Source organism: Streptomyces sp. NPDC034103, from assembly GCF_055575395.1.
Genome location: NZ_JBVISS010000019.1, coordinates 91,669 through 117,822, shown reverse-complemented (window position 1 = coordinate 117,822; position 26,154 = coordinate 91,669). Strand labels below are relative to the sequence as shown.

Below are 26,154 nucleotides of genomic sequence, written 5' to 3'. Positions count from 1 at the left end.
CATCGTGCCAGGCGCCTGTGTGCGGCGCGTCACCGGACGGCCGCCCGACGGTACGCCCAGGTGGCCACGGCCAGCGACACGACCCCGACCACCGCGCACACGGCGAGGTCACCGAGCACGAACGCCCAGTCCGGATGCGGTCCGAAGGTCCGCGCGAAGGCCTCCACGCCGTACGTGGACGGCAGCAGGTCGCGCAGGAAGCGCAGCGCCTGCGGCATCCGGTCGGCGGGCAGCACCCCGAGCAGCAGCGCCGCGGACATGCCCAACTGACCGAGCACGGTCGCCAGTTCCGGCCGCGGCGCGAGCAGCCCGAAGGCCGCCCCGAGCCCGGCCAGTGCCGCGCCCGCCAGCGGGATCACCGCGACCAGCACCCACAGATGCGCCAGCGGAAGCCCGAACAGCGCGCACCCGAACACCGCGGTCACCACGGTCCCGGGCACGGTGAAGGAGGCGTAGGCCCCCGCCGCCCCGAGCACGACGGCGGCCGGCGGCACCGGCAGCGTGGCGTAGTGGTCCAGCCCTCCGTTGGCCCGCAGCTGCCCGAAGTACTGGGCGAGCAGGTTCAGCGCGACGAAGGCCACGACGAGCACCGACGAGCCCGCGACGACGGCCTGCGCCTCGGCCCCGCCGTCCACGACCCCGCGCATCAGGATCATGATCCCGACCGACTGGAAGGTCGCCACGAACAGCAGCGGGATCCGCGCGACCCGCGCCCGGGACAGCTGTGCCCGGTACACGGCCGCGAGCGACGGCCACAGCCGCGCGCGCGGCCCGAGCTCGGCCGCGCCGCGGGCCGTCTCCTCGACGGCCAGGGCGCCGCCCGGCAGAACCTCGGCGGGTACGACACTCACGTGGCGCTGCTCCCTCTCACAAACGGGTTCACTGCGGCGTTCGCCTTCCGTACGGATGCTACGGCCCGTGCGCTCAAGCCCGGCTCGAGGTCCCGCACAGCGTTCGAGCCCGGCTCGAGGTCCCGCGGCTCCCTCACGCCTTCACCAGCCCCTGCTGCGCCGCCCCGCCCAGCGCCAGATAGACGTCCTCCAGGCTCGGCGTGGCCAGCGTGAAGTCGTCCAGCGCGGCGAAGGCGGCCCCGCCGGTCACGGTCGCGACGACCGTGCGGGCCTCCTCGGGGGCGAGCCGCAGCGTCCAGCGGCGCCCGGAGGCGACGGCCCGGTCCTGGAGGGCCGCGACCTCGGGAACGTGCAGCGGCGCGGTCTCGCGCCACACCAGGTCGACCCGGACCTCCCCGGCGACCCGCTCCTTGAGCCCGACGGGGGTGTCACAGGCGATCACGCGGCCCTGGTCGAGGACGGCGACCCGGTCGAGGACGGTCTCGGCCTCGATGACGTTGTGGGTGACGAGCAGCACGGTCGCCCCGCGCTCCGCCCGCCGCCGGTCCACCGCGGACCAGACCGCCCGGCGCGCCACGGGGTCCATCGCGGTGGTCGGCTCGTCGAGGACCAGCAGCGGCCGCTCCCCGACCAGGGCGGCCGCGAAGCACGCCAGGCGCCGCTGACCGCCGGACAGCTTCCTGATCGCCCGCCCGGCGAGCGGGGTGAGCCCCAGTTCGTCGAGGACGGCGTCCCGCTCGGCCCGCGCGGCCCGCGCCTGAAGGCCGCGCAGCCGCCCGGTGGTCTCGGCGGCGAGGGAGACGGTGAGATCGTCGAGGGCGGTGGACTCCTGACCGAGATAGGCGAGGATCCGCGCGGCCCGCTCCGGGTGCCGCACGATGTCGTGGCCGAGGATCTCGACGCTGCCCCGGTCGGGCCGCATCAGGCCGGTGAGCTGGCGTACGAGGGTGGACTTGCCGGCGCCGTTCGGGCCGAGCAGTCCGAAGATCTCACCGCGCCGGATGTCGAGCCGTACGTCGTCGGTGGCCCGCACCTCGGGGGTGGCGGGGACCCCGCGCCGGCCGCGCACCGCCGGATAGGTCTTGGTCAGTCCGCGCACCGCGCACACGACATCGTCACCGTGCCGAAGTGCCTGTGCCGCGCGCGTACTCACAAGGGACGAGGGTACGGGGTCGGCCGGCCCCGCTCGCCCTTGGGGGCGGCGTATGTGCCGTTTCACTCCCCCACGGGCGCGTGCTGGGCGTCGGTGCGTACGTCGATCTCACGCCAGAACCCGGCACGGATGGCGTAACGGTCGTGCTCGTCGATCTGGTCGTCCTTGTGGGCGAGCAGACCGAAGCGGGCGGCGTAGCGCAGCAGCTCGCCGTCGATGCGGTGCGGCACGCGCGGATACATGCCGGACAGCTTCTGAAGGTGGCTCGGGTCGCCGAGCCGCTCCATCCAGCGCCGCGCGAAGACCTGCCCGACCTCGAAGGGGTCGCCGCCGACCGTGGTGATGTCCTCCTCGCGGTCCGCCCAGCGCTGTTCGGCGCTGGTCAGCTGGGCGAGGGTGGGCATGGAGGAGACCTCGGGGGGCTCGACGACACCGGGACGGTCGACCCAGCCCTTGTCGGAGGACCAGCGCAGGGTGGCGTTGGCGGGGTGCTGGGGCTGCTGGACACCGGGGGCGCGCAGCGCGGCGAGGTCCTTGGGGGTGGGCACGCCCTTGGGCGCGGGCACCCGCTCCTGGGTGCCGTTCTCCGAGGTGGCCGCGGTGGTGTGCTCGCCCTCCTCGCCGGATCGCTCGGCGGCCGCGGCGAGCGCGGACTCGGGCAGCGGCGCGGACAGGATCGCGGCGATCTCGGGCCGTGGCACGGGCTGCGGCGCGCAGATCCCGCCGAGCTCCTTGGCGCGTACGGCCTTGGTGATCCAGGTGCGGTCCAGCACGCGCCGTTCGTCGGCCTCGGCGACCAGGTCCTCGGACTGGTTGTAGTCCCCGTCGGCGGCCTGCACGGCCCACAGGTGTACGGCGACGCCGTGCTCCTTGGCCGCCATCATGCCCGGCAGCAGATCGCCGTCGCCGGTGACCAGGACGATGTCGGAGCAGGCGCGGTTGCGGGCCAGCTCGGTGAGCTCGGCGTGCATGGCCGCGTCCACGCCCTTCTGGGCCCAGCGGCCGTCGCTGCGGGTGAGGGCGCCGAGCCGGACGGTGACCCGGGGCATCACGCGCAGCCGGCGGTGCTCGGGCTGCGGGACGCGGTCGGGGGCGCCGTCGAACCAGTAGATGCGCAGCAGGGGCCGTTCGGTGTCCGACTCGGCGCGTTCGCGCAGGCCCTGGATCAGGGCGGGGTGGTCGACGGTGATCCTGGATCGGGAGGGCTCCCCGGCGAGGAGACTGGCGGCCGCCCCCAGCAGATACCCGGCGTCCACCAGGACGATGCAGCGGTCCACGCGACTCACCCTCTTCCGAGGCGGTTTGGTTCAGGCTTCCTTCGAGTCTGCCCGACCGCGCGGGGGTTAACGGCCGGAACTCGATCTTCGGCGTGGCGTTTCGGGGGCTTCGGGGGGCGACGAGCCCTGTCACAGACGGTAATTATCCGAAATGCGCTCATTGTCAGGCTATGTGAATCTGGTCCCGGCTCTGGCCCCTAGATCACCCACAGGAGGCAGATCACCATGGCCAAGAACAAGAACCGTGACCGTAAGCAGCCGCAGTCCGAGCGTGGTCAGCAGGCCCCGCAGTCCTCGATGGAGCCGCAGGGCGAGCAGCGCATGACCCAGGTGACTCCGGGCGACATGGCCCGCAAGGGCAAGCAGAAGCGCTTCGGTCACAACTGACATCTGCACAACGGGTTGTTGAGACCCAGGCACACAGAGAGGGCGCACCCGGTCCAGGGGCGCGCCCTCTCTTGCACGTGCGGGTGCGGCCGTCCGGCTTCCCGGGTCCGGCCGTCCGGCTTCCCGGTTGCGGTCGTCCGGCTTCCCGGGTGCGGCTATCCGGCGAGGCAGGACGGGCCGAGCAGCACCTTCAGGTCGCCGAAGAGCGCCGGGTCGGGCTTCACGCGGTGCCGGTCCAGGCGCAGGACGGTGGTCTTGGTCGGACCCTGGAGCTTGATCCGGACCTCGCTCTCGCCCTTGTGGTGGGTGAGGATCTCACCGAGGCGGCTGATCATCGGCGGGGTGACCCGCGTCGCCGGGATGGTGAGGACCACGGGGGCGTTGGTGCCCGCGTGGGACAGGTCGGGGACCTGGAGCTCCATCGCGACCAGCCGGGGGACGTCCTCGCGCTTGTCGAGGCGGCCCTTGACGAACACCACGGCGTCCTCGACGAGTTGGGTCGAGACGAGCTGGTAGGTCGCCGGGAAGAACATGCACTCGATGGACCCGGCGAGGTCCTCGACGGTGGCGATCGCCCAGGCGTTGCCCTGCTTGGTCATCTTGCGCTGCAGCCCCGAGATGATGCCGCCGATGGTGACGACCGCGCCGTCGGCGTGCTCACCGCCGGTGAGCTGGGCGATGCCCGCGTCGGCCTTGTCGGACAGCACGTGCTCCAGCCCGAAGAGCGGGTGGTCGGAGACGTACAGGCCGAGCATCTCCCGCTCCTGGGCGAGCAGATAGGTCTTGTCCCACTCGTCCTCGGTGAACTGCACGTCGAGTCCGAAGCCGGGCTCGGTGCTCTCCTCCTCGCCCATCCCGCCGAAGAGGTCGAACTGGCCCTCGGCCTCCTTGCGCTTGACCGCCACCACGTTGTCGATCATCGGCTCGAAGTGCGCGGTCAGGCCCTTGCGGGTGTGGCCGAGGCTGTCGAAGGCGCCCGCCTTGATCAGCGACTCGGTGGTGCGCTTGTTGCAGGCGGTGGCGTCGACCTTGTCGAGGTAGTCGGGGAAGGAGGCGTACTTCCCCTTGGCCTTGCGGGACTTGATGATCGACTCGACGACGTTGGAACCGACGTTCCGGACGGCCTCCAGGCCGAAGAGGATCACGTCGTCGCCCTGCGCGGCGAAGTTGTGCACCGACTCGTTGACGTTCGGCGGGAGCACCTTGATGCCCATGCGCCGGCACTCGTTGAGGTAGACGGCCGACTTGTCCTTGTCGTCCTTGACCGAGGTCAGCAGGGCGGCCATGTACTCGGCCGGGTAGTTGGCCTTCAGATAGGCGGTCCAGTACGACACCAGTCCGTACGCGGCGGAGTGCGCCTTGTTGAACGCGTATCCGGCGAAGGGGACCAGCACGTCCCAGAGGGCCTTGATCGCCTCTTCGCTGTAGCCGTTCTTCTGGGCGCCGGCCTGGAAGATGGTGAAGTTCTTCGCCAGTTCGTCGGGCTTCTTCTTGCCCATCACGCGGCGCAGGATGTCGGCCTCGCCGAGCGAGTAACCGGCGATGATCTGGGCGGCCTTCTGCACCTGCTCCTGGTAGACGATCAGGCCGTAGGTGACGTCCAGGACCTCCCGGAGGGGCTCTTCGAGCTCCGGGTGGATGGGGGTGATCTCCTGGAGCTTGTTCTTGCGCAGCGCGTAGTTGGTGTGCGAGTCCATGCCCATCGGGCCGGGACGGTAGAGCGCGGAGACGGCGGAGATGTCCTCGAAGTTGTCGGGCTTCATCAGGCGCAGCAGGGAGCGCATGGGGCCGCCGTCGAACTGGAAGACGCCGAGGGTCTCACCGCGCTGGAGCAGTTCGAAGGTCGTCGGGTCGTCCAGCGGGAGGCTCAGCAGCTCCAGGTCGACGCCCTTGTTGGACTTCACCATCTTGACGGCGTCGTCCATGATCGTCAGGTTGCGCAGGCCGAGGAAGTCCATCTTCAGCAGGCCGAGCGACTCACAGCTCGGGTAGTCCCACTGCGTGATGGTCACGCCGTCGGTGTGCCGGACCCAGACGGGCACGTGCTCGGTGATGGTCTCGCTGGACATGATCACGCCGGCGGCGTGCACGCCCATCTGCCGGACCAGGCCCTCGACGCCCTTGGCGGTGTCGATGACCTTCTTCACGTCGGGTTCGTTCTCGTACATCCCGCGGACCTCGCCGGCCTCCGAGTAGCGGGGGTGCGAGGGGTCGGTGATGCCGTTGAGGTCGATGCCCTTGCCGAGGACGTCGGCGGGCATCGCCTTGGTGATGCGGTCGCCCATCGCGTACGGGTAGCCCAGCACGCGCGCGGAGTCCTTGATCGCGTTCTTGGCCTTGATCTTGCCGTAGGTGCCGATCATGGCGACCTTGTCGGCGCCGTACTTCTCCGTCACGTACCGGATCACCTCGACGCGCCGGCGCTCGTCGAAGTCGATGTCGACATCGGGCATGGAGACGCGCTCGGGGTTGAGGAACCGCTCGAAGATCAGGCCGTGCGGGATCGGGTCGAGGTCGGTGATGCCCATGGCGTAGGCGACGATCGAACCGGCCGCGGAGCCTCGGCCGGGGCCGACCGCGATGCCGTTGTTCTTGGCCCACATGATGAAGTCGGCGACGACGAGGAAGTAGCCCGGGAACCCCATCTGGATGATGACGTCCATCTCGTACTCGACCTGGCGCTGGCGGTCCTCGGGGATGCCGCCCGGGAAGCGGCGCTCCATGCCGCGGCGGACCTCCTCCTTGAACCAGGTGACCTCGGTGTAGCCCTCGGGGATGTCGAACTTCGGCATGAGGTTCTTGGCCTCGAACATGCCGGTGGTGTCGACCTGCTCGGCCACCAGGAGGGTGTTGCGGCAGCCCTCCTGCCAGGCGTCCGAGGAGTCGATGGCGTACATCTCGTCCGTGGACTTCAGGTAGTAGCCGGTGCCGTCGAACTTGAAGCGGTCGGGGTCGGAGAGGTTCTTGCCGGTCTGGATGCACAGCAGCGCGTCGTGCGCCGTCGCCTCGTGCGCGTACGTGTAGTGCGAGTCGTTGGTCACCAGCGGCGGGATGCCGAGCTTCTTGCCGATGTCGAGCAGGCCCTCGCGGACCCGGCGCTCGATCTCGATGCCGTGGTCCATCAGCTCCAGGAAGTAACGGTCCTTGCCGAAGATGTCCTGGTACTCGGCGGCCGACTTCAGCGCCTCGTCGTACTGGCCGAGGCGCAGCCGGGTCTGGAGCTCGCCCGAGGGGCAGCCGGTGGAGGCGATGAGCCCCTCGGACCACTGGGAGATGGTCTCCTTGTCCATCCGGGGCCACTTCTGCAGCCAGCCCTCGGCGTACGCGTCCGAGGAGAGCCGGAAGAGGTTGTGCAGGCCCGTGGAGTTCGCCGCCCAGATCGTCTTGTGCGTGTAACCACCCGAACCGGAGACGTCGTCCCGCTTCTGGTGCGGCTGGCCCCACTGGATCTTGCGCTTGTTGCGCCGGGACTCGGGGGCCACATAGGCCTCGATGCCGATGATCGGGGTGACGCCTGCCTTCTTCGCGGAGTGGAAGAAGTCGTACGCCCCGTGCAGGTTGCCGTGGTCCGACATGGCGATGTGGGTCATGCCCATCTCGTTGCACGCGTCGAACATGTCCTTCAGCCGCGCGGCACCGTCCAGCAGGGAGTACTGGGTGTGGACGTGCAGGTGCGTGAACGGCGGCTTTGACACGTTCGACCTCCTAGGAAAACAGTCGGCGGCAGGCTGTCGGACAGTCTGGGGACAGCGTCGAAGTCTATGCCTCGGCAGTGACACTCCGGGGGCCGCCCCGCGTACCTTCACACCGAGGGTCGCGGGCACTTATCCCGGGGCCCGCCCGTTGGACGAACGACAGAAACGCTGTCGTACACATGCACCAGGAGGCACCCCGCGATGTCGGTTCCGCAGCTCAACGACGAGCCTCGCGGCGAGGAGATTCTCGCCGTCTTCGACACCGCCTTCGGCGAGCTCCTGGCCGCCGACCCGGCCGCGTTCCGCGTCAAGTTCCGCAAGATGGCGGCCTCCGCGTTCGCGTTCTACCGCGGGACGGCGTGCCTCTTCTACCACGACCTCGACGCGGAGAACGTCGGACGGGCGGGCGGGGACATACTGAGCGGCCCCTACCTGGACGAGCGCACCTCGCGCGTGTGGATCCACGGCGACCTGCACGCCGAGAACTTCGGCACGTACATGGATTCCACCGGCCGGCTGATCTTCAACGTCAACGACTTCGACGAGGCCTATGTCGGCCCCTTCACCTGGGACCTCAAGCGCTTCTCCGCCTCCATCGCGCTGATCGGGTACGCCAAGGCCCTCAGCGACGAGCAGATCACCGAGCTGGTGCGGGTGTACGGGGCCGCCTACCGCGAGCGGATCCGCGCCCTGGCCACCGGCGCCAAGAGCGACGAGGTGCCGCCCTTCACCCTGGACACCGCCGAGGGCCCGCTGCTGGACGCGCTGCGCGACGCCCGCGCGCTGACCCGCTTCGGCCTGCTGGACTCGATGACCGAGATCCGCGACTTCGAGCGCCGCTTCGCGCCCGGCGGCGGCTCCATCGAGCTGGACGCGGCCACCCGCTACAAGGTCCTCGCGGCCTTCGACGGCTACCTGGAGACCCTGCCGGAGACCTCGCTGACCCGCCCTGACTCCTACCGCGTCAAGGACGTCGTCGGCCGTCGCGGCATCGGTATCGGCTCGGCGGGGCTGCCCTCGTACAACATCCTGCTCGAGGGCCACAGCGACGCCCTGGAGAACGACGTGGTGATCTACATCAAGCAGGCCCAGACCCCGGCGGTCTCCCGGCACATCACCGACCCGGCGATCCGCGACTACTTCCAGCACGAGGGCCACCGCACGGTGCTGTCCCAGCGCGCTCTCCAGCAGCACGCCGACCCGTGGCTGGGCTGGACCGAGCTGGACGGCTCGGGCCAGCTGGTCGCCGAGGTCTCGCCGTACGCGGTCGACCTGAACTGGGGCGACATCGACGACCCGGAGGAGATCGCGGCGGTCGTCGCCGACCTCGGCCGCGCCACGGCCACCATGCACGGGGCGGCGGACGACCAGTCCGGGGAGTCCCTGGTGCCCTTCTCCACCGAGCGGGCCATCGACGCGGCGATCGCCGCCGACGAGGACGGCTTCGGCGAGCTGCTGGTCTCCTTCGCGCACGACTACGGCGCACGCGCGCGTGCCGACCACCAGATCTTCGTGGACCTGTTCCGCAACGGCCGCATCCCGGGCCTGTAGACGGCGGGGATCGATGACGACAGGGCCGCTCACAGGGACCCTTTAGGGGTCCCTTACCGGCCCGCGTGACACACTCTCTGCGCTATGGACATATCCGGGACCCGACTGCGAGCGCTGCGCGCGGCACTGTTCACGGCACTCGTCGTGACGCTCAGCACCGCGTCGCACGTGCTGCTGTCCCGGGTCCCGCTCCCGCTGACCACGGTGGCCCTGGTGGCGGCCGTCGTGTTCGTCCTCGCCTACGCCCTGGCCGGCCGCGAGCGGGGCTTCGGGCGGATCGCCGCCCTGCTCGTCCCGCTGGAGCTGGCCGCCGACACCGTCTTCACCGCCGGCCAGCACGTCTGCTACGGCGCCGCGGGCGGCCCGGTCACGGGCCCCCTGCGCTCGGTCGGCTGGGACGTGTTCTGCGGCGACGGCGCCAGCGTCGGCAGCCCGCTGGCCCGGGTGACCGGCACCGACACCGACCACCTCGCGGGCGCCCTCGCCCACCTCGACCCGTGGGCCGCCTGGCTGCTGCTGGGCGCGCACCTCGGCGTCGGCCTCCTCGCCGCCGGGTGGCTGCGCCGCGGCGAACGGGCCCTGGCCCAGCTGCTCGGCGCGGCGGCGGCGACCACGTTCCGCCCGCTCCTGCTGGCCGTGGCCGCGGTGACGGTACGGCGGACCCCGGCGGCCCGCGTCCCGCGGCACCCCGGTCGCCGTACCCATCTGGTCCGGGACCGGGTCCTCGTGCACTCCCTGGGACGGCGTGGACCGCCGTGCCCGGCCGCTGTCGCCTGACCGGACAGCCCCCCGAGCACCACCAGTTCCCCTCTTCCGCATCCCCGCGCACCAGGTGCGCACCCCAGGCATCCCGCACACGAGGTGTGCGCGTCCCCTTACGGAGATCCCCCATGAGCAAGCGGAACAGCCAGACGGCGAAGACGGCGGCCCGCGAGCGGCTGCGCCAGGAGCGCGAGCGCCAGGCCAAGCGCGACAAGGTCAAGCGGCAGGTCATCGTCGCCTGTTCGATCGTCGGCGTCCTCGCGATAGCCGGCGGCATCGGCTACGCGGTCGTCCAGGGCAACAAGCCGGACTACTGGGAGGCCGCCAAGAAGGACAAGCTCGTCAAGCCGGCCCACACCAGCGGCGCGAACGGCACGACCGTCACCATCGGCAAGAGCACCGCCAAGAAGACCCTCGTCATGTACGAGGACCCGCGCTGCCCCGTCTGCGCCCAGTTCGAGCAGACCGTCGGCGCCACGGTGGACAAGGGCGTCGAGGACGGCACGTACAAGATCGAGTTCGTCGGTGCCAGCTTCCTCGACAACGGCCTGGGCGGCGAGGGGTCCAAGAACGGCCTGAGCGCGCTCGGCGCGGCGCTCAACGTCAGTCCCGAGGCGTTCCTCGAGTACAAGACCGCGATGTACTCGGCGAAGTGGCACCCCAAGGAGTCCGACGACAAGTTCAAGGACGACGCCTACCTCATCGAGATCGCGAACACGGTCGACGCCCTGAAGGACAACAAGACGTTCCAGAACGCCGTGAAGAACGGCACCTACGACAAGTGGGCGCTGGAGATGTCCGAGAAGTTCGACGACAGCGGCGTCCAGGGCACCCCGACCCTGAAGATGGACGGCAAGGCGCTGACCGGCCCCGACGGCAAGAACGCCCCGATGACGGTGGCCGACTTCAACACGGCGATCACGGCGGCCCTCAAGGCCTGACCGTCCGTCCGACAAAGAGCGGGCGAACTTTTGCCGGTTCGCCCGCTCTCGCTCATACCGCTCAGTAACCTGATCGGTCGTGACCAGAAGACTCAGAGCCTCCGAGCATCTCAACTCCCTGTCACCGCGCCGCCGTACGGTCGTCAAGGCCGCGGCGGCCGGCGCTGTTCTGGCCGGTCCGCTCGCCGCCGCGCTGCCGGCCCGGGCCGCCTCCGACACCCCCGCCTTCCTGCACGGGATCGCCTCCGGGGACCCGCTGCCCGACGGGGTCCTGCTGTGGACCCGGGTGACGCCCACCGCCGAGGCGATACCCGGCTCCGGGCTCGGCCCGGACACCGAGGTGGGCTGGGTCGTCGCCCGGGACAAGGCGTTCACCGACGTCGTCGCCAAGGGCTCCGTCACGGCGACCGCCGCCTCCGACCACACCGTCAAGGCCGACGTCCGCGGCCTGGAACCGGCCACCGACTACTGGTTCCGGTTCTCCGCCGGCGGCACCGACTCCCCGGCGGCGCGCACCCGCACCGCGCCGGCGGTGGACGCGGCCGTCGCGGGCCTCCGCTTCGGCGTGGTCTCCTGCGCCAACTGGGAGGCGGGGTACTTCTCCGCGTACCGCCATCTCGCGGCCCGCGGCGACCTGGATGCCTGGCTGCACCTGGGCGACTACGTCTACGAGTACGGCACCGGCGAGTACGGCACCCGCGACACCGTCGTACGCCCGCACGCGCCCACCCACGAGATCCTCACGCTGGCCGACTACCGCACCCGGCACGGCAGGTACAAGACCGACCCCGACCTCCAGGCCCTGCACGCGGTGGCGCCCGTCGTCGCGATCTGGGACGACCACGAGTTCGCCAACGACGCCTGGTCGGGCGGGGCGGAGAACCACACCGAGGGCGCGGAGGGTGCCTGGGCCGCCCGTCAGGCCGCCGCCAGGCAGGCCTACTTCGAGTGGATGCCGGTGCGCACCGCGGTCGCCGGCACCACCTACCGACGGCTGCGCTTCGGCAAGCTGGCGGATCTGTCGCTGCTGGACCTGCGCTCGTACCGCTCCCAGCAGGTGGCCGTCGGCAACGGCTCGGTCGACGACCCGGACCGTACGATCACCGGCCGCGCCCAGCTCGACTGGCTGAAGGCGGGGCTGGCGTCGTCGGACACCACCTGGCGGTTGGTCGGCAACTCGGTGATGATCTCGCCGTTCGCCATCGGCTCGCTGTCCGCGGACCTCCTGAGGCCGCTCGCCGAGCTGCTGGGCCTGCCGAAGGAGGGGCTCGCCCTCAACACCGACCAGTGGGACGGCTACACCGACGACCGCCGGGAGCTCCTCGCCCATCTGCGCGCCAACGCGATCCGCAACACCGTGTTCCTGACCGGCGACATCCACATGGCGTGGGCCAACGACGTGCCGGTCGACGCCGGCACCTACCCGCTGTCCGCCTCGGCCGCCACGGAGTTCGTCGTCACCTCGGTCACCTCCGACAACCTCGACGACATCCTCAAGGTCCCCGAGGGCGCGGTCTCCGCGCTCGCCGCACCGGTCATCAGGGCCGCCAACCGGCATGTGCACTGGGTCGACACGGACCGGCACGGCTACGGCGTCCTGGACATCACGGCCGAGCGGGCGCAGATGGACTACTACGTGCTGTCCGACAAGACGCAGGCGAACGCGACCTCCTCCTGGGCCCGTTCGTACCGCACGCGCAGCGGCACCCAGAAGGTCGAGCGGACCTACCGGCCCGTGTGAGTCGAATTCCGGCCAACGGCGGGTGGTGCGGCCCGTGTCCCGAATCCGGACACACCACCCGCCTGGTCGGCGAGGTGGCCGATTTCAGGCCTGCCTGTTCGAGATCCCTCTTGGCCGAATCGTTTCTCCACGCCTTTGACCATGTACACGTAATGTCCGGGCGGTGGCCAGGAAAGACCCCTGCGCCGCTCCTCCCCAACGCATCAGCTAGGAGTCAGCATGCGTGCGCTCGCCCGGATAACCCCCTCTACGCGCAGACGCCTTCTCGGCACGGCCGTCATGGCCGGAACCTTGCTGCTCACCCCCCTGTCGGCACCCACCGGTGTCGCGGCGGCCCAGGCTCCGGCCGCCGACTGCGCCGACACCGACACCCACGCCGCGGCCCGCGAGGCCCACCCCAGTCACGGGGGCGGAAACGTCGCCGAACCCAACGAGATCAGCGCCGCCAAGGCCCAGTCGATGGACGCCGCGCTGCGCGCCAAGCTCGACAAGCTGCCCTCCTCCGGCAGCCGCAGCCTCGCCGCGGCCGCCTCGACGACCATCCCGGTGTACTTCCACGTCGTTCACAACGGCACGACCGGCAAGCTCACCTCGACCGACATCTCCGCCCAGCTGAACGTCCTGAACGCGGCCTACGCCGGCCAGGGCACCGGAAACGTCGACTCCGGCTACCAGTTCACCCTGGCCGGCACCGACTACACCGACAACGCGGCCTGGTACAACGTCGGTTACGGCTCCGCGGAGGAGAAGGCGATGAAGTCCGCCCTGCGCAAGGGCGGCGCGAACGCGCTCAACGTCTACACCGCCAACCTCGGCGACGACCTCCTCGGCTGGGCCACCTTCCCCAGCTCCTACAAGTCCAGCCCGAGCATGGACGGCGTCGTCCTCCTCGACACGTCCCTGCCCGGCGGCTCGGCCACCAACTACAACAAGGGCGACACCGCCACCCACGAGGTCGGCCACTGGATGGGGCTCTACCACACCTTCCAGGGCGGCTGCAGCGGCAAGGGCGACTACGTCGACGACACCCCGGCCGAGAAGAGCGCCGCCTACGAGTGCCCGACCGGCCGCGACACCTGCACCACCAAGGCGGGCGTCGACCCGATCCACAACTTCATGGACTACACCTACGACGACTGCATGTACCAGTTCACCTCCGGCCAGGTGACCCGCATGCAGCAGAACTGGGCCGCCTACCGCGCCGCGGGCTGAGCCTAGAGGGACTCCAGGAAGCCGAGCGCCACCCGCCAGGTGGCCTCGGCGGCCTCCTCGTCCCAGTCCGGCAGCTCGGGGTCGGTGTAGAGATGACCGGCCCCGGCGTACCGGTACACCTCCACGTCGGCGCCCGCCCGGCCCATCTGCAGATACCAGGAGCTCAGCCAGTCGTCCGTCTCGAACTGGTCCGGCTCGGCGACATGCAGCTGCACCGGCAGGTCGTCCACGGCGCCGTTGGCGGCGATGTCCGAGGTGCCGTGCAGAAGCAGCAGACCGCGCGCCCGCTCGTCGCCGAGGGCGAGGGTCTGCGCGACGGAGGCGCCGAACGAGAACCCGGCGTAGACGAGCCCCCGCTCCGAGTAGGGCGCGGCGGCCAGCACGGCCCGCTTGAGCAGTTCGTCCTTGCCGACGCTCTCCTTGAACTCCATGCCGTCCTCGACCGTCTCGAACGTGCGCCCCTCGAAGAGGTCCGGCGTCCACACCTCGTGTCCGGCGGCACGCAGCCGGTCGGCGGCCTGGCGCACGGCGGGCCTCAGACCGTAGGTCGAGTGAAAGAGCATGATGTTCATGAGGCCATGGTGCCAGCAGGGACCGACAACGCCGGTCCGCGGCCGTACCCACTTCCACGCCGAAGTCACATGTTCATGACCGCCCGGGGCCGGTTAGGTTCGGGGTCATGGAGAACGTACTCCGCCCCCTGATCGTGATCGGTGGCTCGGTCCTGCTCACCCTGGTGATCGGCTGGGCCACAGACCTGTTGCTGCGCAAGATCGACGCCCGGCAGAGCGACACACCGTTGTGGGACCTGCTGCGCCGCGGCCGGATCCCCTACCAACTCGTCATCTGCGCGGCCCTGCTCAGAGGGGCGTATGACAGCGCCAAGGTCCTGGAGAGGCACCGGGTCGGCGTCGGGCAGACCCTGACGCTGGTCCTGATCGGGTCGGTGGCCTGGCTGGTGGTCCGCATCGTCTCGGCGATAGTCGAGGCCTCCTACAGGCGCTACTCGCGGGCCCAGCGCGACCTCGCCCGGGTCCGGCGGGTCCGCACCCAGGTGACGTTGATCACACGGGTGGTCACCGCGATCGTCGGTGTGGTGGCGGTGGCGGCGATGCTGCTGACGTTCCCGGCGATGCGCGCGGCCGGTGCCTCGCTGCTGGCCTCGGCCGGCATCCTCGGCATCGTCGCCGGTGTCGCGGCGCAGTCCACGCTGAGCAACATGTTCGCCGGGTTCCAGATCGCGTTCGGCGACATGGTGCGCATCGGGGACACGGTCGTGGTGGACGGCGAGTGGGGCACGGTCGAGGAGATCACCCTGACCTTCCTGACCGTGCGGACCTGGGACGAGCGCCGGATCACGATGCCCGTCTCCTACTTCACCTCCAAGCCGTTCGAGAACTGGTCGCGCGGCGGCGCCCAGATGACCGGCATCGTCTACTGGCATCTCGACCACTCGGCGCCGATGGACGCGATGCGCCAGCAGCTGCGCGACATCCTGCGCGACTGCCCGGCCTGGGACGGCCGCGCCTGCGACCTGACCGTCACCGACTCCACCCCGAACACCATGCAGGTGCGTGCCCTGGTGACCGCCAAGGACGCGGACGACATCTGGACGGTCCGGGTCACGGTCCGCGAGCGCATGCTGCGCTGGCTCTCCGAGCAGCACCCGTACGCCCTGCCCCGCGTCAACACCGCGGACGCGGCCCTGCCGCACAGCTTCAACGGCAACCGCCTGTCCCACGACCGCGCCCACCGCCGGGCCTACGAGCCCCCGAGGACGAGCCGCTGACCGACCCCGGCGCCCCGGTGGATCTGCGCGAGCCGTGAAGTACCGCACATCCCGGCGATGCGGCAGGCCACCGGGGGCGCCGGGGACACCCGCCTCGGCCGCTCACCACCCCGACGTCAACGCCCCCGCTGCGCGCCCCCGTTGACAACAGCACCCGCCCGCCGGGCTCGGCGGGGTTCGGGATGCCCGGCACCGCCGGCCCCGTGCACCAGCACGTCCATGGTCCCCACCTCCCGGGCCACGAAAGCCGCGACCCCGCGCACCTCCCCCGCGTCGCTCAGATCGCGATGGTCAGACGACGGCCGGATCACCGCAGACTGCGCACATCCAGGTGCCGCAGCACCCGGTCCACGACCTCGGGGTCCGCCCCCGGTTCACTGCGCGCCGCGAGCACCTCGTGCCGGGCCGCGCTCAGCATCTCGCCCTGGATCCGCCGCACCCGCTTCAGCCGGCGCACCCGCTGCTCGTGCGCCTCCCGCCGTTCCTCGTCCCCCATGTCCGGACTGATCCGCACGCCGATCTCGAAGGCCCGCCGCAGCATCTGCTCGGACAGCTCCTCCGGCAGCTCCTCGACCTCCTCGATCTCCCGCAGCCTGCGCTTGGCCGCCTTGGCCGCCCGGGTCGCCAGCGTCTTCTCGAACTCCTTCTCCCGCTCGGTGTCGGCCTTCACCCCGAGCTTGCGCACGAGCCACGGCAGGGTCAGGCCCTGCAGCACGAGGGTCGCCATGATGACGCCGAACGCGATGAACACGATCTCGTCCCGGTCCGGGAAGGCGGACCCGTCCTCGGTCTTCAGCGGGATCGCCAGCGCCAGCGCCACGGACGCCACCCCGCGCATCCCGGACCACCACATCACGACGGTCTCCCGCCAGCTCATCGGGACCTCCTCGGCGTAGTCCTGCTTGGCGTGCAGCCGCTTGGCGACCCAGGTCGCGGGCAGCAGCCACACCAGCCGGACGAGGATGACGACCCCGACGATCGCGGCCGCCCAGCCGAGCAGCTCGCCCCACCGACCGGACGCGGTCCGGACCGCGTTGTGCAGCTCCAGACCGATCAGCCCGAACGCCACCCCGGTCACCAGCGTGTCGACGATGTCCCAGAAGGTGTGCCCGGCGAGCCGGGTGAGCACGTCGTCGGCGTCGGTGGCGTACTCGGCGAGGAAGAGGGCGGTGGCGAGCACGGCCAGCACCCCTGAGCCGTGCAGCTCCTCGGCCGCCACATAGGAGGCGTACGGCACGAGGAGGGTCAGGCCGATCTGGAGGGTCGGGTCGTCGAGCAGATCCATGAGCCTGTTGGCACCCCAGCCGAGTCCGACCCCGACGGCGATGGCGACGACCGCGGAGAGCACCAGCTCCAGCGCGGCCTCCCCGACCGCGAACGAGCCACTGACGGCCGCCGCGATCGCCACGTGGTACAGCACGATCGCCGTGACGTCGTTGAAGAGCCCCTCGCCCTCCAGGATCGACACCAGCCGGCGCGGCAGCCCGAGCTGCCCGGCGACGGCGGTCGCCGCGACCGGGTCGGGCGGCGCCACCAGCGCGCCCAGCGCCACGGCGGCGGCGATCGGCAGGCCCGGCACGACCGCGTGGGCGACGAGGGCCACGCACAGGGTGGTGACGAACACCAGGGCCACGGCCAGCAGGAAGATCGGCCTGACGTTGGCCGTGAACTGCCGCCACGAGGTCCGCCGCACGGCCGCGTAGAGCAGCGGTGGCAGCAGCAGCGGAAGGATCAGGTCCGGCGGGACCTCGACGTTCGGCACGAACGCGAGCAGGGCCAGCACGATCCCGAGCAGGGTCATCAGCACCGGCGCCGGCAACTTCAACCGGTCGCCGACCGGGACACTGACCACGGCCCCGAGCAACAGCACGAACAACAGGGCCAACTGATCCACGATCAGCACTCCGATGGGGTTCTCGGCGTTCGGACGACAGGCCTCAAGCCTGCCACGCCGCCGTTCCCACCAGCGCTTTCGGCCCCCGCGCTACAGCGCGCGCCGCATTCCGCGGTGCGGGATCCCGGCCTCCGGGTACTCCGGCCCGTAGGCCTCGTAGCCCAGTCGCTCGTAGAACCCCAGCGCGTGCGTCTGGGCGTGCAGCTCCACCGCGGCGAGCCCCCGCGCGCGTGCCGCCTCCTCGATGGCCCGCACGAGCGCGACGCCGACCCCGAGCCCGCGGGCGTCCTTGGTGACGGCGAGCCGCCCGAGCAACCCGAGCGTCAGATCGCCGCCGACCTTCTCCGCGGCCTCGGAGCCGGACAGCAGCCGCCCCGTGCCCAGCGGCGCCCCGTCCTCCCGCACGGCCAGGACATGCACCGCGACGGCGTCGTACGCGTCGTACTCCAGGTCCGCCGGCACCCCCTGCTCGGCGACGAAGACCTCCTTGCGCACCGCGAAGCACAGCTCGCGGTCGGCGGGGTCCTCGGCGACGCGCACGGTGTACGACGGCAGGCTCATCCGTACGTCTCCTCGCGGACCTGGTCCAGGGCCTGCTGGAGGTCGGCCGGGTAGTCGCTCGCGAACTCCGCCCACTCCCCGTCCCCGGGGTGCTCGAAGCCGAGGCGGACGGCGTGCAGCCACTGCCGGGTCAGCCGCAGCCGCTTGGCGAGCGTCGGGTCGGCGCCGTAGGTGAGGTCGCCGACGCAGGGGTGGCGGTGGGCGGCCATGTGGACGCGGATCTGGTGGGTGCGGCCGGTCTCCAGCTTCACGTCGAGCAGGGAGGCCGCGCGGAACGCCTCGATGAGGTCGTAGTGGGTGACCGACGCCTTGCCCTCGGCAGTGACCGCCCACTTGTAGTCGTGCTGCGGGTGGCGGCCGATGGGGGCGTCGATGGTGCCGCTCGTCGGGTCCGGGTGGCCCTGCACCAGGGTGTGGTAGCGCTTGTCGACCGTGCGCTCCTTGAACTGGCGCTTGAGCGAGGTGTACGCGCGCTCGGACTTCGCGACCACCATCAGGCCCGAGGTGCCGACGTCGAGGCGGTGCACGATGCCCTGGCGCTCGGCGGCGCCGGAGGTCGAGATACGGTACCCGGCCGCGGCGAGGCCGCCGATGACGGTCGGGCCGGTCCAGCCGGGGCTGGGGTGCGCGGCGACGCCGACCGGCTTGACGATCACGACCACGTCGTCGTCGTCGTGCACGATCTCCATGCCCTCGACCGGCTCGGCGACGACCCGCACGGGCGCGGGCGCCTGCGGCATCTCCACCTCTAGCCAGGCGCCGCCGTGCACCCGCTCGGACTTCCCGACCACCGAGCCGTCGACCGTGACCTTCCCCGCCGCGGCGAGCTCGGCGGCCTTGGTACGGGAGAAGCCGAACATGCGGGAGATGGCGGCGTCGACGCGCTCGCCCTCCAGGCCGTCGGGCACGGGCAGGGTACGGATCTCGGGAATCGTGCTCACCCGTCGAGTATGCCGGACGGCACCGGCGGCCCCGACCGCGCCTGTGGATCAGTCCCGCGGACCGGCCCCTGGGGATCAGTCCTTGTGGACCGTGCCGTCCGGGTCCAGGCCCTTGAAGGACAGCAGCACGATCAGGATGCCGCCGCACACGATCGCCGAGTCCGCCAGGTTGAACACCGCGAAGTGCTTGGGCGCGATGAAGTCGACGACCGCTCCCTTGAAGACACCCGGCGAGCGGAAGACCCGGTCGGTGAGGTTGCCGAGCGCGCCGCCGAGGAGCAGGCCGAGCGCGATCGCCCAGGGCAGGCTGTAGAGCTTGCGGGCGAGCCGGGCGATCACCACGATCACGGCCGCCGCGATCACCGTGAAGATCACGGTGAAGGCCTCGCCGAAGCCGAAGGCCGCGCCCGCGTTGCGGATCGCCTCGAACTTCAGCCAGTCCCCGATGATCTCGATCGACGCGTGGTGCTCCAGCTTGGCGACCACGATCATCTTGCTGACCAGGTCGAGGGCGTACGCGAACGTGGCGACCGCGAACAGCACGGCGATCCGCCGCCTGCCCCTGGGCGGCGCCTCGGCGCTCTGCTGCCCCTCCGCACCGGCTGACTGCTCCGGCTCGGCCTCCGCCCCCTCCGGGGAGTCCGGCGTACCGATGATGCGCTCCGCCTCTGCCACGTGAGTCCCTCGACTAGGTACCTGACTGAGCACGAGGGTACGTCACGTCCCCTGGCACCCTCAGTACCGGCGTTCCTGCTTCTGCTTGCACTCCACGCAGAGGGTGGCCCGCGGGAACGCCTGCATGCGCGCCTTGCCGATGGGGTTGCCACAGTTCTCGCACAGACCGTAGGTGCCCGCGTCGAGCCGCTCCAGGGCGCGCTCGGTCTGGAGCAGCATCTCGCGCGCGTTGGCCGCGAGGGCCATCTCGTGCTCGCGCGTGATGTTCTTGGTGCCGGTGTCCGCCTGGTCGTCGCCGGCGCCGTCCCCGGAGTCCCGCATCAGACCCGCGAGGGACTCCTCGGAGGACGTGATCTCGGTGCGCAGCCGCAGCGCCTCGGACTGGAGCTCGGCGCGCGCCTCCTCGACCTCCTCCGGCGTCCAGGGGTCCTCGCCGGGGCGGACCGCGAGTTCGCCCGGCTCCACCGCCGCGGCGAGGCGTGCCTTGGGGACCGCGGTCTTCGCCGCCGTGGCCGTGCCAGGAGTCTTCTTCGCAACCACCGTCGTGGCTCCCGTCTGCTTCGCGGCCTCGGCCGCGCCCGCCTTCTTGGCCGTGCTCTCGGTACCGGCCGCGCTCTTCGTGCCGGTCGTGCTCTTCGTGGAGGTGCTCCGCGCGGTGGCCGTCTTCTTCACGGCCGCCTTCTTCGCCGCGGCGGTCGTCTTCTTGGCCGCGGCGGTCGTCCTCGACGCCACTGCCGTGTTCTTCGCCGCCGCTGCCGTCTTCTTCACCGCCGTGGTCCTCGACGCCGTCTTCCCCGCGGTCTTCTTCCCCGCGGTCTTCTTCGCGGCGGTCTTCTTCGCGGCGGCCTTCCCGGCCCCCTCTCTCCCGGGCCCCTCCTGCTCCACGGCCTTCCGCGCGGGAGCCGCCTTGGACGCCGCGGCCTTCTTGGCCGCGGTCTTCTTCGCGGGGCTCTTGGCCGCCGTCTTCCTCACGGCCTCGCCCACCGCCTTCACCGCCTTGGTCACCTTGGCGGCACGCCCTTCCGCACCCCCCTGTGCGCTCTTCTTCCCGCCCACGTCCTTGGCCGCACCGACGGAGGCCTTGGCAGCCCCCGAGCTGCCCGACGCCGACTGCTGTACGGCGGTCTTCTTCGCCACCATGGCCGCGGCCCCTTCACATATTGTGATCTTGCACGCGAATCGTGCTGGGACGATAAATCGACTTGAGTCCCACGGCAACGGGGCACACCGCCCGATTCGCCCGGCTCACGCAGGGGCGCGCCGAGCCTGCATGCGTTGTGCCCAGCTCCCCGCCGGGTAATCCGCCGCGCCGCGCCTCCCAGAACCCGAACGCGCGCACCGCCCCATTCGGGTCACCCCCACCACCCGCCACCCCCGCACCCCGGACCCGGAAATCCGGTCGGCCGCTGTCGGTGCGGCGCCGTACACTGGGCGGAGCGAAAAGCGTGGATGGGGACGAGTAGCGGCGTACGCAGCCAAGAGCGACCCGGGGACGGTGGGAGCCCGGGGGCGAGCGCGACGCGAAGATCACCCCGGAGCCGCCGGAAGAAACCCCGCGAGGGGCGGTAGACCCGGCATCGCGACCCCAATGAGGGGGCTCATCGGTGTGGAAGGCACACCGGGGAGCCAAGGAGGGTGGTACCGCGGGAGCGCGCCGACGACGGCGTACAGCATTCGGCTCTCGTCCCTCCGGACGGAAGGCAGCAAGTCCGCCGGAGGAAGCTCGCTGATGACAACGCCGATGTACCGCCAGGTGCCCGCCCAGGTCGACCTGCCCGCCCTCGAGCACGCCGTGCTCGAGTTCTGGCGCGAGCAGAAGATCTTCGCCAAGACCCTGGAGCAGTCCGAGGGCCGCCCCGAGTGGGTGTTCTACGAGGGCCCGCCCACCGCCAACGGCATGCCCGGCGCCCACCACATCGAGGCGCGCGTCTTCAAGGACGTCTTCCCCCGCTTCCGCACCATGCGCGGCTACCACGTGGCCCGCAAGGCCGGCTGGGACTGCCACGGCCTGCCGGTGGAGCTGGCGGTCGAGAAGGAGCTCGGCTTCTCCGGCAAGCAGGACATCGAGGCGTACGGCATCGCCGAGTTCAACGCCAAGTGCCGCGAGTCGGTGACCCGCCACACCGACGCCTTCGAGGCGCTGACGACGCGCATGGGGTACTGGACCGACCTCCAGGACCCGTACCGCACGATGGACCCCGAGTACATCGAGTCGGTCTGGTGGTCGCTGAAGACGATCTTCGACAAGGGTCTGCTGGTCCAGGACCACCGCGTCGCCCCCTGGTGCCCGCGTTGCGGCACCGGCCTCTCGGACCACGAGCTGGCGCAGGGCTACGAGACGGTCGTCGACCCGTCCGTGTACGTCCGTTTCCCGCTCACCTCCGGTCCGCTCGCCGGCGAGGCCGCGCTCCTGGTGTGGACGACCACCCCCTGGACCCTGGTGTCCAACACGGCGGTCGCCGCGCACCCGGAGGTCACCTACGTCGTCGCCACCGACGGCGAGGAGAAGCTCGTGGTCGCCGAGCCGCTGCTCGCCAAGGCGCTCGGCGAGGGCTGGCAGACCACCGGCCAGTCCTTCACCGGCGCCGAGATGGAGCGCTGGACCTATCAACGTCCGTTCGAGCTCGTGGAGTTCCCGGAGGCGGCGCACTTCGTCGTCAACGCCGAGTACGTCACGACCGAGGACGGTACGGGTCTGGTCCACCAGTCCCCCGCCTTCGGTGAGGACGACCTCAAGGTCTGCCGCGCCTACGGCCTGCCCGTGGTCAACCCGGTCCGCCCGGACGGCACGTTCGAGGAAGACGTCCCCCTGGTAGGCGGCGTCTTCTTCAAGAAGGCGGACGAACAGCTCACCGAGGACCTCCAGCAGCGCGGCCTCCTCTTCAAGCACATCCCGTACGAGCACAGCTACCCGCACTGCTGGCGCTGTCACACCGCGCTCCTCTACTACGCGCAGCCGTCCTGGTACATCCGCACCACCGCGCTGAAGGACCGCCTCCTCCAGGAGAACGAGAACACCAACTGGTTCCCGGAGACGGTCAAGCACGGCCGCTTCGGCGACTGGCTCCAGAACAACATCGACTGGGCGCTGTCCCGCAACCGCTACTGGGGCACCCCGCTGCCGATCTGGCGCTGCGAGGACGACCACCTCACGGTCGTCGGCTCCCGCGCGGAGCTCACCGAGCTGACCGGCACGGACCACTCCGAACTGGACCCGCACCGCCCGTTCATCGACGACGTCACCTTCGCGTGCCCGCAGTGCGAGAAGACGGCCACGCGCGTGCCGGAGGTCATCGACGCCTGGTACGACTCGGGTTCGATGCCGTTCGCGCAGTGGGGCTACCCGTACAAGAACAAGGAACTGTTCGAGTCCCGTTACCCGGCGCAGTTCATCTCCGAGGCCATCGACCAGACGCGCGGCTGGTTCTACACGCTGATGGCCGTCGGCACCCTGGTCTTCGACAAGTCCTCGTACGAGAACGTGGTCTGCCTCGGCCACATCCTCGCCGAGGACGGCCGCAAGATGTCCAAGCACCTGGGCAACACCCTGGAGCCGATCCCGCTGATGGACCGGCACGGGGCGGACGCGGTGCGCTGGTTCATGGCGGCCGGCGGTTCCCCCTGGGCGGCCCGCCGCGTCGGCCACGGCACCATCCAGGAGGTGGTGCGGAAGACCCTCCTCACCTACTGGAACACGGTCGCCTTCCAGGCCCTGTACGCCCGTACGTCGAACTGGGCGCCCAGCGAGGCCGACCCGGCCCCGGCCGACCGCCCGGTCCTGGACCGCTGGCTGCTGTCCGAACTCCACGCCCTCACCGACCAGGTGACCCAGGCCCTGGAGGCGTACGACACCCAGCGCGCCGGCAAGCTCCTGTCGGCGTTCGTCGACGACCTCTCCAACTGGTACGTCCGCCGCTCCCGGCGCCGCTTCTGGCAGGGCGACAAGGCCGCGCTGCGCACCCTGCACGAGGTCGTCGAGACGGTCACCAAGCTGATGGCCCCGCTGACCCCGTTCATCACCGAGCGGGTCTGGCAGGACCTGGTCGCCCCGGTCACCCCGGGCGCCCCGGAGTCGGTGCACCTGGCGTCGTGGCCGGAGGCCGACCTCGGCGCCATCGACCCGGAACTGTCGAAGCAGATGGTCCTGGTGCGCCGGCTCGTCGAGCTGGGCCGGGCCACGCGCGCGGAGTCGGGTGTGAAGACCCGCCAGCCGCTGTCCCGGGCGCTCATCGCGGCGACCGGTTTCGACGCCCTCGACCGCGAACTGCACGCGCAGATCACGGAGGAGCTGAACGTGAGCGCGCTCGCGTCCCTCTCCGAGGTCGGCGGCAGCCTGGTGGACACCACCGCGAAGGCCAACTTCCGCGCCCTGGGCAAGCGTTTCGGCAAGCGCGTCCAGGACGTGGCCAAGGCCGTCGCGCACGCGGACGCCGCCGCGCTCTCCCTCGCCCTGCGCGAGGGCACGGCATCGGTGGAGGTCGACGGCGAGACGGTCACGCTCGCCCCCGATGAGGTGATCATCACGGAGACCCCGCGCGAGGGCTGGTCGGTCGCCTCCGACTCCGGTGCCACGGTCGCCCTGGACCTGGAGATCACGGAGGAGCTCCGCCAGGCCGGCCTCGCCCGTGACGCGATCCGCCTGATCCAGGAGGCCCGCAAGAACAGCGGCCTCGACGTGGCCGACCGCATCGCGCTGCGCTGGACCTCCACCGACCCGGCGGTGGTCGAGGCCCTGACCGAGCACACGGGCCTGATCTCCGACGAGGTCCTGGCGACGGACTTCGGCCAGGGAGAGGCGGACGACACCTACGGCGAGGCCTTCACCGACGAGGGCCTGTCGCTGACGTTCCGCCTGCGCAAGGCGTAACCGGCACGGCGCCCGAGGGGCCCGGACTCCCCAGCGGAGCCGGGCCCTTCCCCATGCCACCACCCCACCCCCGCCCAAGCGCCGCGGCGAACCGCACACCCCCGGACACCACCGGCCCACCCCCGCGAGGAACCCCACCACGGCCAGAGCGTGCCCCGCCCCTGCCAGGCGACGCGAGGACCTACGCCACGGCCACGACCACCTCACCCCCGCCCAAGGGACATGACAAACCACACGACCGGGCAACGCCGCCCCGCCCCGCGAGGGACGCGACGAACCCCACACGACCGGCCAACGCCGCCCCAAGCACCGCGAAGCACCGCACGGCCAGCCACAACCACCGCACCCCGCCCCGCCCAAGCGCCGCGACGAACCGCACGCCCCCGGACACCACCGCCCCGCCCCCGCGAGGGACGCGACGAACCCCACACGACCGGGCAACGCCGCCCCAAGCGCCGCGAAGCACCGCACGACTGGCCGCCGTCGCCCCCACCCGCCCAACAGCCCCACCACCGCGCCCCGTAGCGGCGCCCCGCACCGGTGACCCCATGCGAAAGGGCGAGGCCCCGGGTCAAAACCCGGGGCCTCGCCCTGAACGCTGCCGACGCCTGAGGCGTACTACCTCTCGTCAGTTGTCGTCCTCGTCGATGAGGAAGCCGCGCATCGGCGACGGAGCCTGGCCCATCGGGCCGGGGCCCTGCGGCCGGACCGGAGCCATCGGCTGGGTCATCGCGGGCGACATCTGCTGCTGGCCGCCGTAGGACGGGCCCGCCGGGGACGGGCCGCCGCCCATGCCGCCCGGGTTGCCGCCGTACGACGGGGCGCTCGCGCCGGCCGGGGCCATGGAGGGCGCCGGGGACGGCGGCAGCGACGCGGTCGCCGGGGTGCGCGGCGGGGCCAGCGAGTCGTCGGCCTGGGTCTCCAACTGACGCAGCTGCGACTCGAGGTAGGACTTCAGGCGGGTGCGGTACTCGCGCTCGAAGCCACGCAGATCCTCGACCTTGCGCTCCAGCGTGGCGCGGGCGGACTCCAGGGAGCCCATCGCGACGCGGTGCTTCTCCTGCGCGTCCCGCTCCAGGGCGTCGGCCTTGGCACGGGCGTCACGCTCGAGACCCTCGGCACGCGAACGCGCCTCGCCGACGATCTTGTTGGCCTCGGAACGGGCCTCGGCGATCGCCTGGTCGGCGGTCTGCTGGGCCAGCGACAGGACTCGCGCGGCGCTGTCGCCACCGGGGCCCTGACCGGGGCCACCCATGCCGCCCATGGGGCCGCCCATCGGGCCACCCATCTGCTGCTGCATGGGGGGCTGGCCGCCCATCGGGCCCTGACCCATGGGCCCCTGGCCCATCGGACCGTGCCCCTGGCCCATCGGGCCGGGACCCTGCGGGCCACCCTGACCGCTGGGACCGGCAGGCAGCTGCGGCGCACCGCTCGGCAGCTGGGGCGGACCGCCCATGGGGCCGCCCATCTGCTGCTGCGGCGGGCCCGATATGCCGGCCGGCACGGGGCCGCCGGGCCCACGCATGCCCTGCTGCGGCATCCCACCCTGCTGGGGCATACCCTGCTGCGGCATACCCTGCTGTTGCATCCCGCCCTGCTGCTGATCCTGGGGGCCGCCGGGGCCCTCCGGAGGCTTGCGCATGTTCTGCTGGTTCTGGGCAGCGGCACGCGTCGCCGCGGCCAGCTTGGCGCGCAGATCCTCGTTCTCGCGCAGCAGGCGCGTCAGTTCGGCTTCGACCTCATCGAGGAAGGCATCGACCTCGTCCTCGTCATAGCCTTCTCGGAGGCGGACGGTCGTGAACTGCTTGTTCCGCACGTCCTCGGGGGTCAACGGCATCTCTTCACCTCAACGTAGTC

19 protein-coding genes are annotated in these 26,154 nt (G+C 71.1%); 8 read left to right on the top strand and 11 right to left on the bottom strand.

Translation table 11 applies throughout. The features are described from left to right. Positions 1-29 precede the first annotated feature (29 nt). The 3 genes from ACZ56U_RS35000 to ACZ56U_RS34990 all read right to left on the bottom strand — a co-directional run bounded on the left by ACZ56U_RS35000 (position 30) and on the right by ACZ56U_RS34990 (position 3,281). Complete coding sequence (locus ACZ56U_RS35000; protein ID WP_469087949.1) at positions 30-851, bottom strand: ABC transporter permease; 822 nt, start codon at positions 849-851, stop codon at positions 30-32. Between the two features lie 133 nt (positions 852-984). After that, positions 985-1,959: an ABC transporter ATP-binding protein gene (locus ACZ56U_RS34995; RefSeq protein WP_469088020.1), complete on the bottom strand. Its 975-nt coding sequence runs from the start codon at positions 1,957-1,959 to the stop codon at positions 985-987. 107 nt (positions 1,960-2,066) lie between these two features. Then, complete coding sequence (locus tag ACZ56U_RS34990) at positions 2,067-3,281, bottom strand: NYN domain-containing protein (RefSeq protein ID WP_469087948.1); 1,215 nt, start codon at positions 3,279-3,281, stop codon at positions 2,067-2,069. A gap of 225 nt (positions 3,282-3,506) precedes the next feature. Here ACZ56U_RS34990 and ACZ56U_RS34985 point away from each other — a divergent pair, with 225 nt between their 5' ends. After that, positions 3,507-3,668 carry a hypothetical protein gene (locus ACZ56U_RS34985; RefSeq protein WP_469087947.1) on the top strand — a complete coding sequence of 54 codons (162 nt, stop codon included), beginning with the start codon at positions 3,507-3,509 and terminating at the stop codon, positions 3,666-3,668. 155 nt (positions 3,669-3,823) lie between these two features. Here ACZ56U_RS34985 and dnaE read toward each other — a convergent pair whose 3' ends face one another. Next, positions 3,824-7,363, bottom strand: a complete 3,540-nt coding sequence (dnaE, locus tag ACZ56U_RS34980; RefSeq protein WP_469087946.1) for a DNA polymerase III subunit alpha — start codon at positions 7,361-7,363, stop codon at positions 3,824-3,826. A gap of 201 nt (positions 7,364-7,564) precedes the next feature. On the opposite strand from dnaE, the gene ACZ56U_RS34975 reads away from it, so the two are divergent. From ACZ56U_RS34975 to ACZ56U_RS34955, 5 genes are all read left to right on the top strand, one after another. Then, positions 7,565-8,914, top strand: coding sequence for a DUF2252 domain-containing protein (locus ACZ56U_RS34975; protein ID WP_469087945.1), 1,350 nt, complete (start codon positions 7,565-7,567; stop codon positions 8,912-8,914). An 84-nt stretch (positions 8,915-8,998) separates the two neighbouring features. Continuing rightward, positions 8,999-9,691: a hypothetical protein gene (locus ACZ56U_RS34970; RefSeq protein ID WP_469087944.1), complete on the top strand. Its 693-nt coding sequence runs from the start codon at positions 8,999-9,001 to the stop codon at positions 9,689-9,691. Positions 9,692-9,804: 113 nt separating this feature from the next. Then, positions 9,805-10,617 (top strand): DsbA family protein, encoded by an 813-nt coding sequence (locus ACZ56U_RS34965; RefSeq protein ID WP_469087943.1) that lies wholly within the window; start codon positions 9,805-9,807, stop codon positions 10,615-10,617. A gap of 79 nt (positions 10,618-10,696) precedes the next feature. Beyond that, positions 10,697-12,358 (top strand): alkaline phosphatase D family protein, encoded by a 1,662-nt coding sequence (locus tag ACZ56U_RS34960; RefSeq protein WP_469087942.1) that lies wholly within the window; start codon positions 10,697-10,699, stop codon positions 12,356-12,358. Positions 12,359-12,577: 219 nt separating this feature from the next. After that, positions 12,578-13,570 (top strand): zinc metalloprotease, encoded by a 993-nt coding sequence (locus ACZ56U_RS34955; protein ID WP_469087941.1) that lies wholly within the window; start codon positions 12,578-12,580, stop codon positions 13,568-13,570. 2 nt (positions 13,571-13,572) lie between these two features. Here the strand turns inward: ACZ56U_RS34955 and ACZ56U_RS34950 are convergent, their stop codons facing one another. Beyond that, a complete protein-coding gene (locus tag ACZ56U_RS34950; RefSeq protein ID WP_469087940.1) occupies positions 13,573-14,142 on the bottom strand; it encodes a dienelactone hydrolase family protein in 570 nt (189 codons plus the stop codon). A gap of 107 nt (positions 14,143-14,249) precedes the next feature. On the opposite strand from ACZ56U_RS34950, the gene ACZ56U_RS34945 reads away from it, so the two are divergent. Beyond that, on the top strand, positions 14,250-15,359 hold the full coding sequence (locus ACZ56U_RS34945; protein WP_469087939.1) for a mechanosensitive ion channel family protein: 1,110 nt from the start codon (positions 14,250-14,252) through the stop codon (positions 15,357-15,359). A 307-nt stretch (positions 15,360-15,666) separates the two neighbouring features. Here the strand turns inward: ACZ56U_RS34945 and ACZ56U_RS34940 are convergent, their stop codons facing one another. From ACZ56U_RS34940 to ACZ56U_RS34920, 5 genes are all read right to left on the bottom strand, one after another. Further along, positions 15,667-17,253, bottom strand: a complete 1,587-nt coding sequence (locus tag ACZ56U_RS34940) for a Na+/H+ antiporter (RefSeq protein WP_469087938.1) — start codon at positions 17,251-17,253, stop codon at positions 15,667-15,669. Positions 17,254-17,343: 90 nt separating this feature from the next. Then, a complete protein-coding gene (locus ACZ56U_RS34935) occupies positions 17,344-17,814 on the bottom strand; it encodes a GNAT family N-acetyltransferase (RefSeq protein ID WP_469087937.1) in 471 nt (156 codons plus the stop codon). Next, on the bottom strand, positions 17,811-18,755 hold the full coding sequence (locus tag ACZ56U_RS34930) for an RluA family pseudouridine synthase (RefSeq protein WP_469087936.1): 945 nt from the start codon (positions 18,753-18,755) through the stop codon (positions 17,811-17,813). Before ACZ56U_RS34930 ends, ACZ56U_RS34935 begins: the two co-directional genes overlap by 4 nt. A 75-nt stretch (positions 18,756-18,830) precedes the next feature. Then, a complete protein-coding gene (gene lspA, locus ACZ56U_RS34925) occupies positions 18,831-19,430 on the bottom strand; it encodes a signal peptidase II (protein WP_469087935.1) in 600 nt (199 codons plus the stop codon). Positions 19,431-19,490: 60 nt separating this feature from the next. After that, positions 19,491-20,570, bottom strand: coding sequence for a TraR/DksA family transcriptional regulator (locus ACZ56U_RS34920; protein ID WP_469087934.1), 1,080 nt, complete (start codon positions 20,568-20,570; stop codon positions 19,491-19,493). 589 nt (positions 20,571-21,159) lie between these two features. On the opposite strand from ACZ56U_RS34920, the gene ileS reads away from it, so the two are divergent. Beyond that, entirely contained in the window at positions 21,160-24,297 is a 3,138-nt protein-coding gene (ileS, locus tag ACZ56U_RS34915; RefSeq protein ID WP_469087933.1) for an isoleucine--tRNA ligase, read from the top strand. Between the two features lie 628 nt (positions 24,298-24,925). On the opposite strand, the gene ACZ56U_RS34910 is transcribed toward ileS, so the two are convergent. Further along, a complete protein-coding gene (locus tag ACZ56U_RS34910) occupies positions 24,926-26,134 on the bottom strand; it encodes a DivIVA domain-containing protein (RefSeq protein ID WP_469087932.1) in 1,209 nt (402 codons plus the stop codon). Positions 26,135-26,154: the final 20 nt, after the last annotated feature.

Coding starts and splice junctions, on each gene's coding strand:
- ACZ56U_RS34970 (WP_469087944.1), top strand. CDS start 8,999: ATGGACATATCCGGGACCCGACTGCGAGCGCTGCGCGCGGCACTGTTC.
- ileS (WP_469087933.1), top strand. CDS start 21,160: ATGACAACGCCGATGTACCGCCAGGTGCCCGCCCAGGTCGACCTGCCC.
- ACZ56U_RS34910 (WP_469087932.1), bottom strand. CDS start 26,134: ATGCCGTTGACCCCCGAGGACGTGCGGAACAAGCAGTTCACGACCGTC.
- ACZ56U_RS34935 (WP_469087937.1), bottom strand. CDS start 17,814: ATGAGCCTGCCGTCGTACACCGTGCGCGTCGCCGAGGACCCCGCCGAC.
- ACZ56U_RS34920 (WP_469087934.1), bottom strand. CDS start 20,570: ATGGTGGCGAAGAAGACCGCCGTACAGCAGTCGGCGTCGGGCAGCTCG.
- ACZ56U_RS34945 (WP_469087939.1), top strand. CDS start 14,250: ATGGAGAACGTACTCCGCCCCCTGATCGTGATCGGTGGCTCGGTCCTG.
- ACZ56U_RS34955 (WP_469087941.1), top strand. CDS start 12,578: ATGCGTGCGCTCGCCCGGATAACCCCCTCTACGCGCAGACGCCTTCTC.
- ACZ56U_RS34975 (WP_469087945.1), top strand. CDS start 7,565: ATGTCGGTTCCGCAGCTCAACGACGAGCCTCGCGGCGAGGAGATTCTC.
- ACZ56U_RS34950 (WP_469087940.1), bottom strand. CDS start 14,142: ATGAACATCATGCTCTTTCACTCGACCTACGGTCTGAGGCCCGCCGTG.
- ACZ56U_RS34965 (WP_469087943.1), top strand. CDS start 9,805: ATGAGCAAGCGGAACAGCCAGACGGCGAAGACGGCGGCCCGCGAGCGG.
- ACZ56U_RS34985 (WP_469087947.1), top strand. CDS start 3,507: ATGGCCAAGAACAAGAACCGTGACCGTAAGCAGCCGCAGTCCGAGCGT.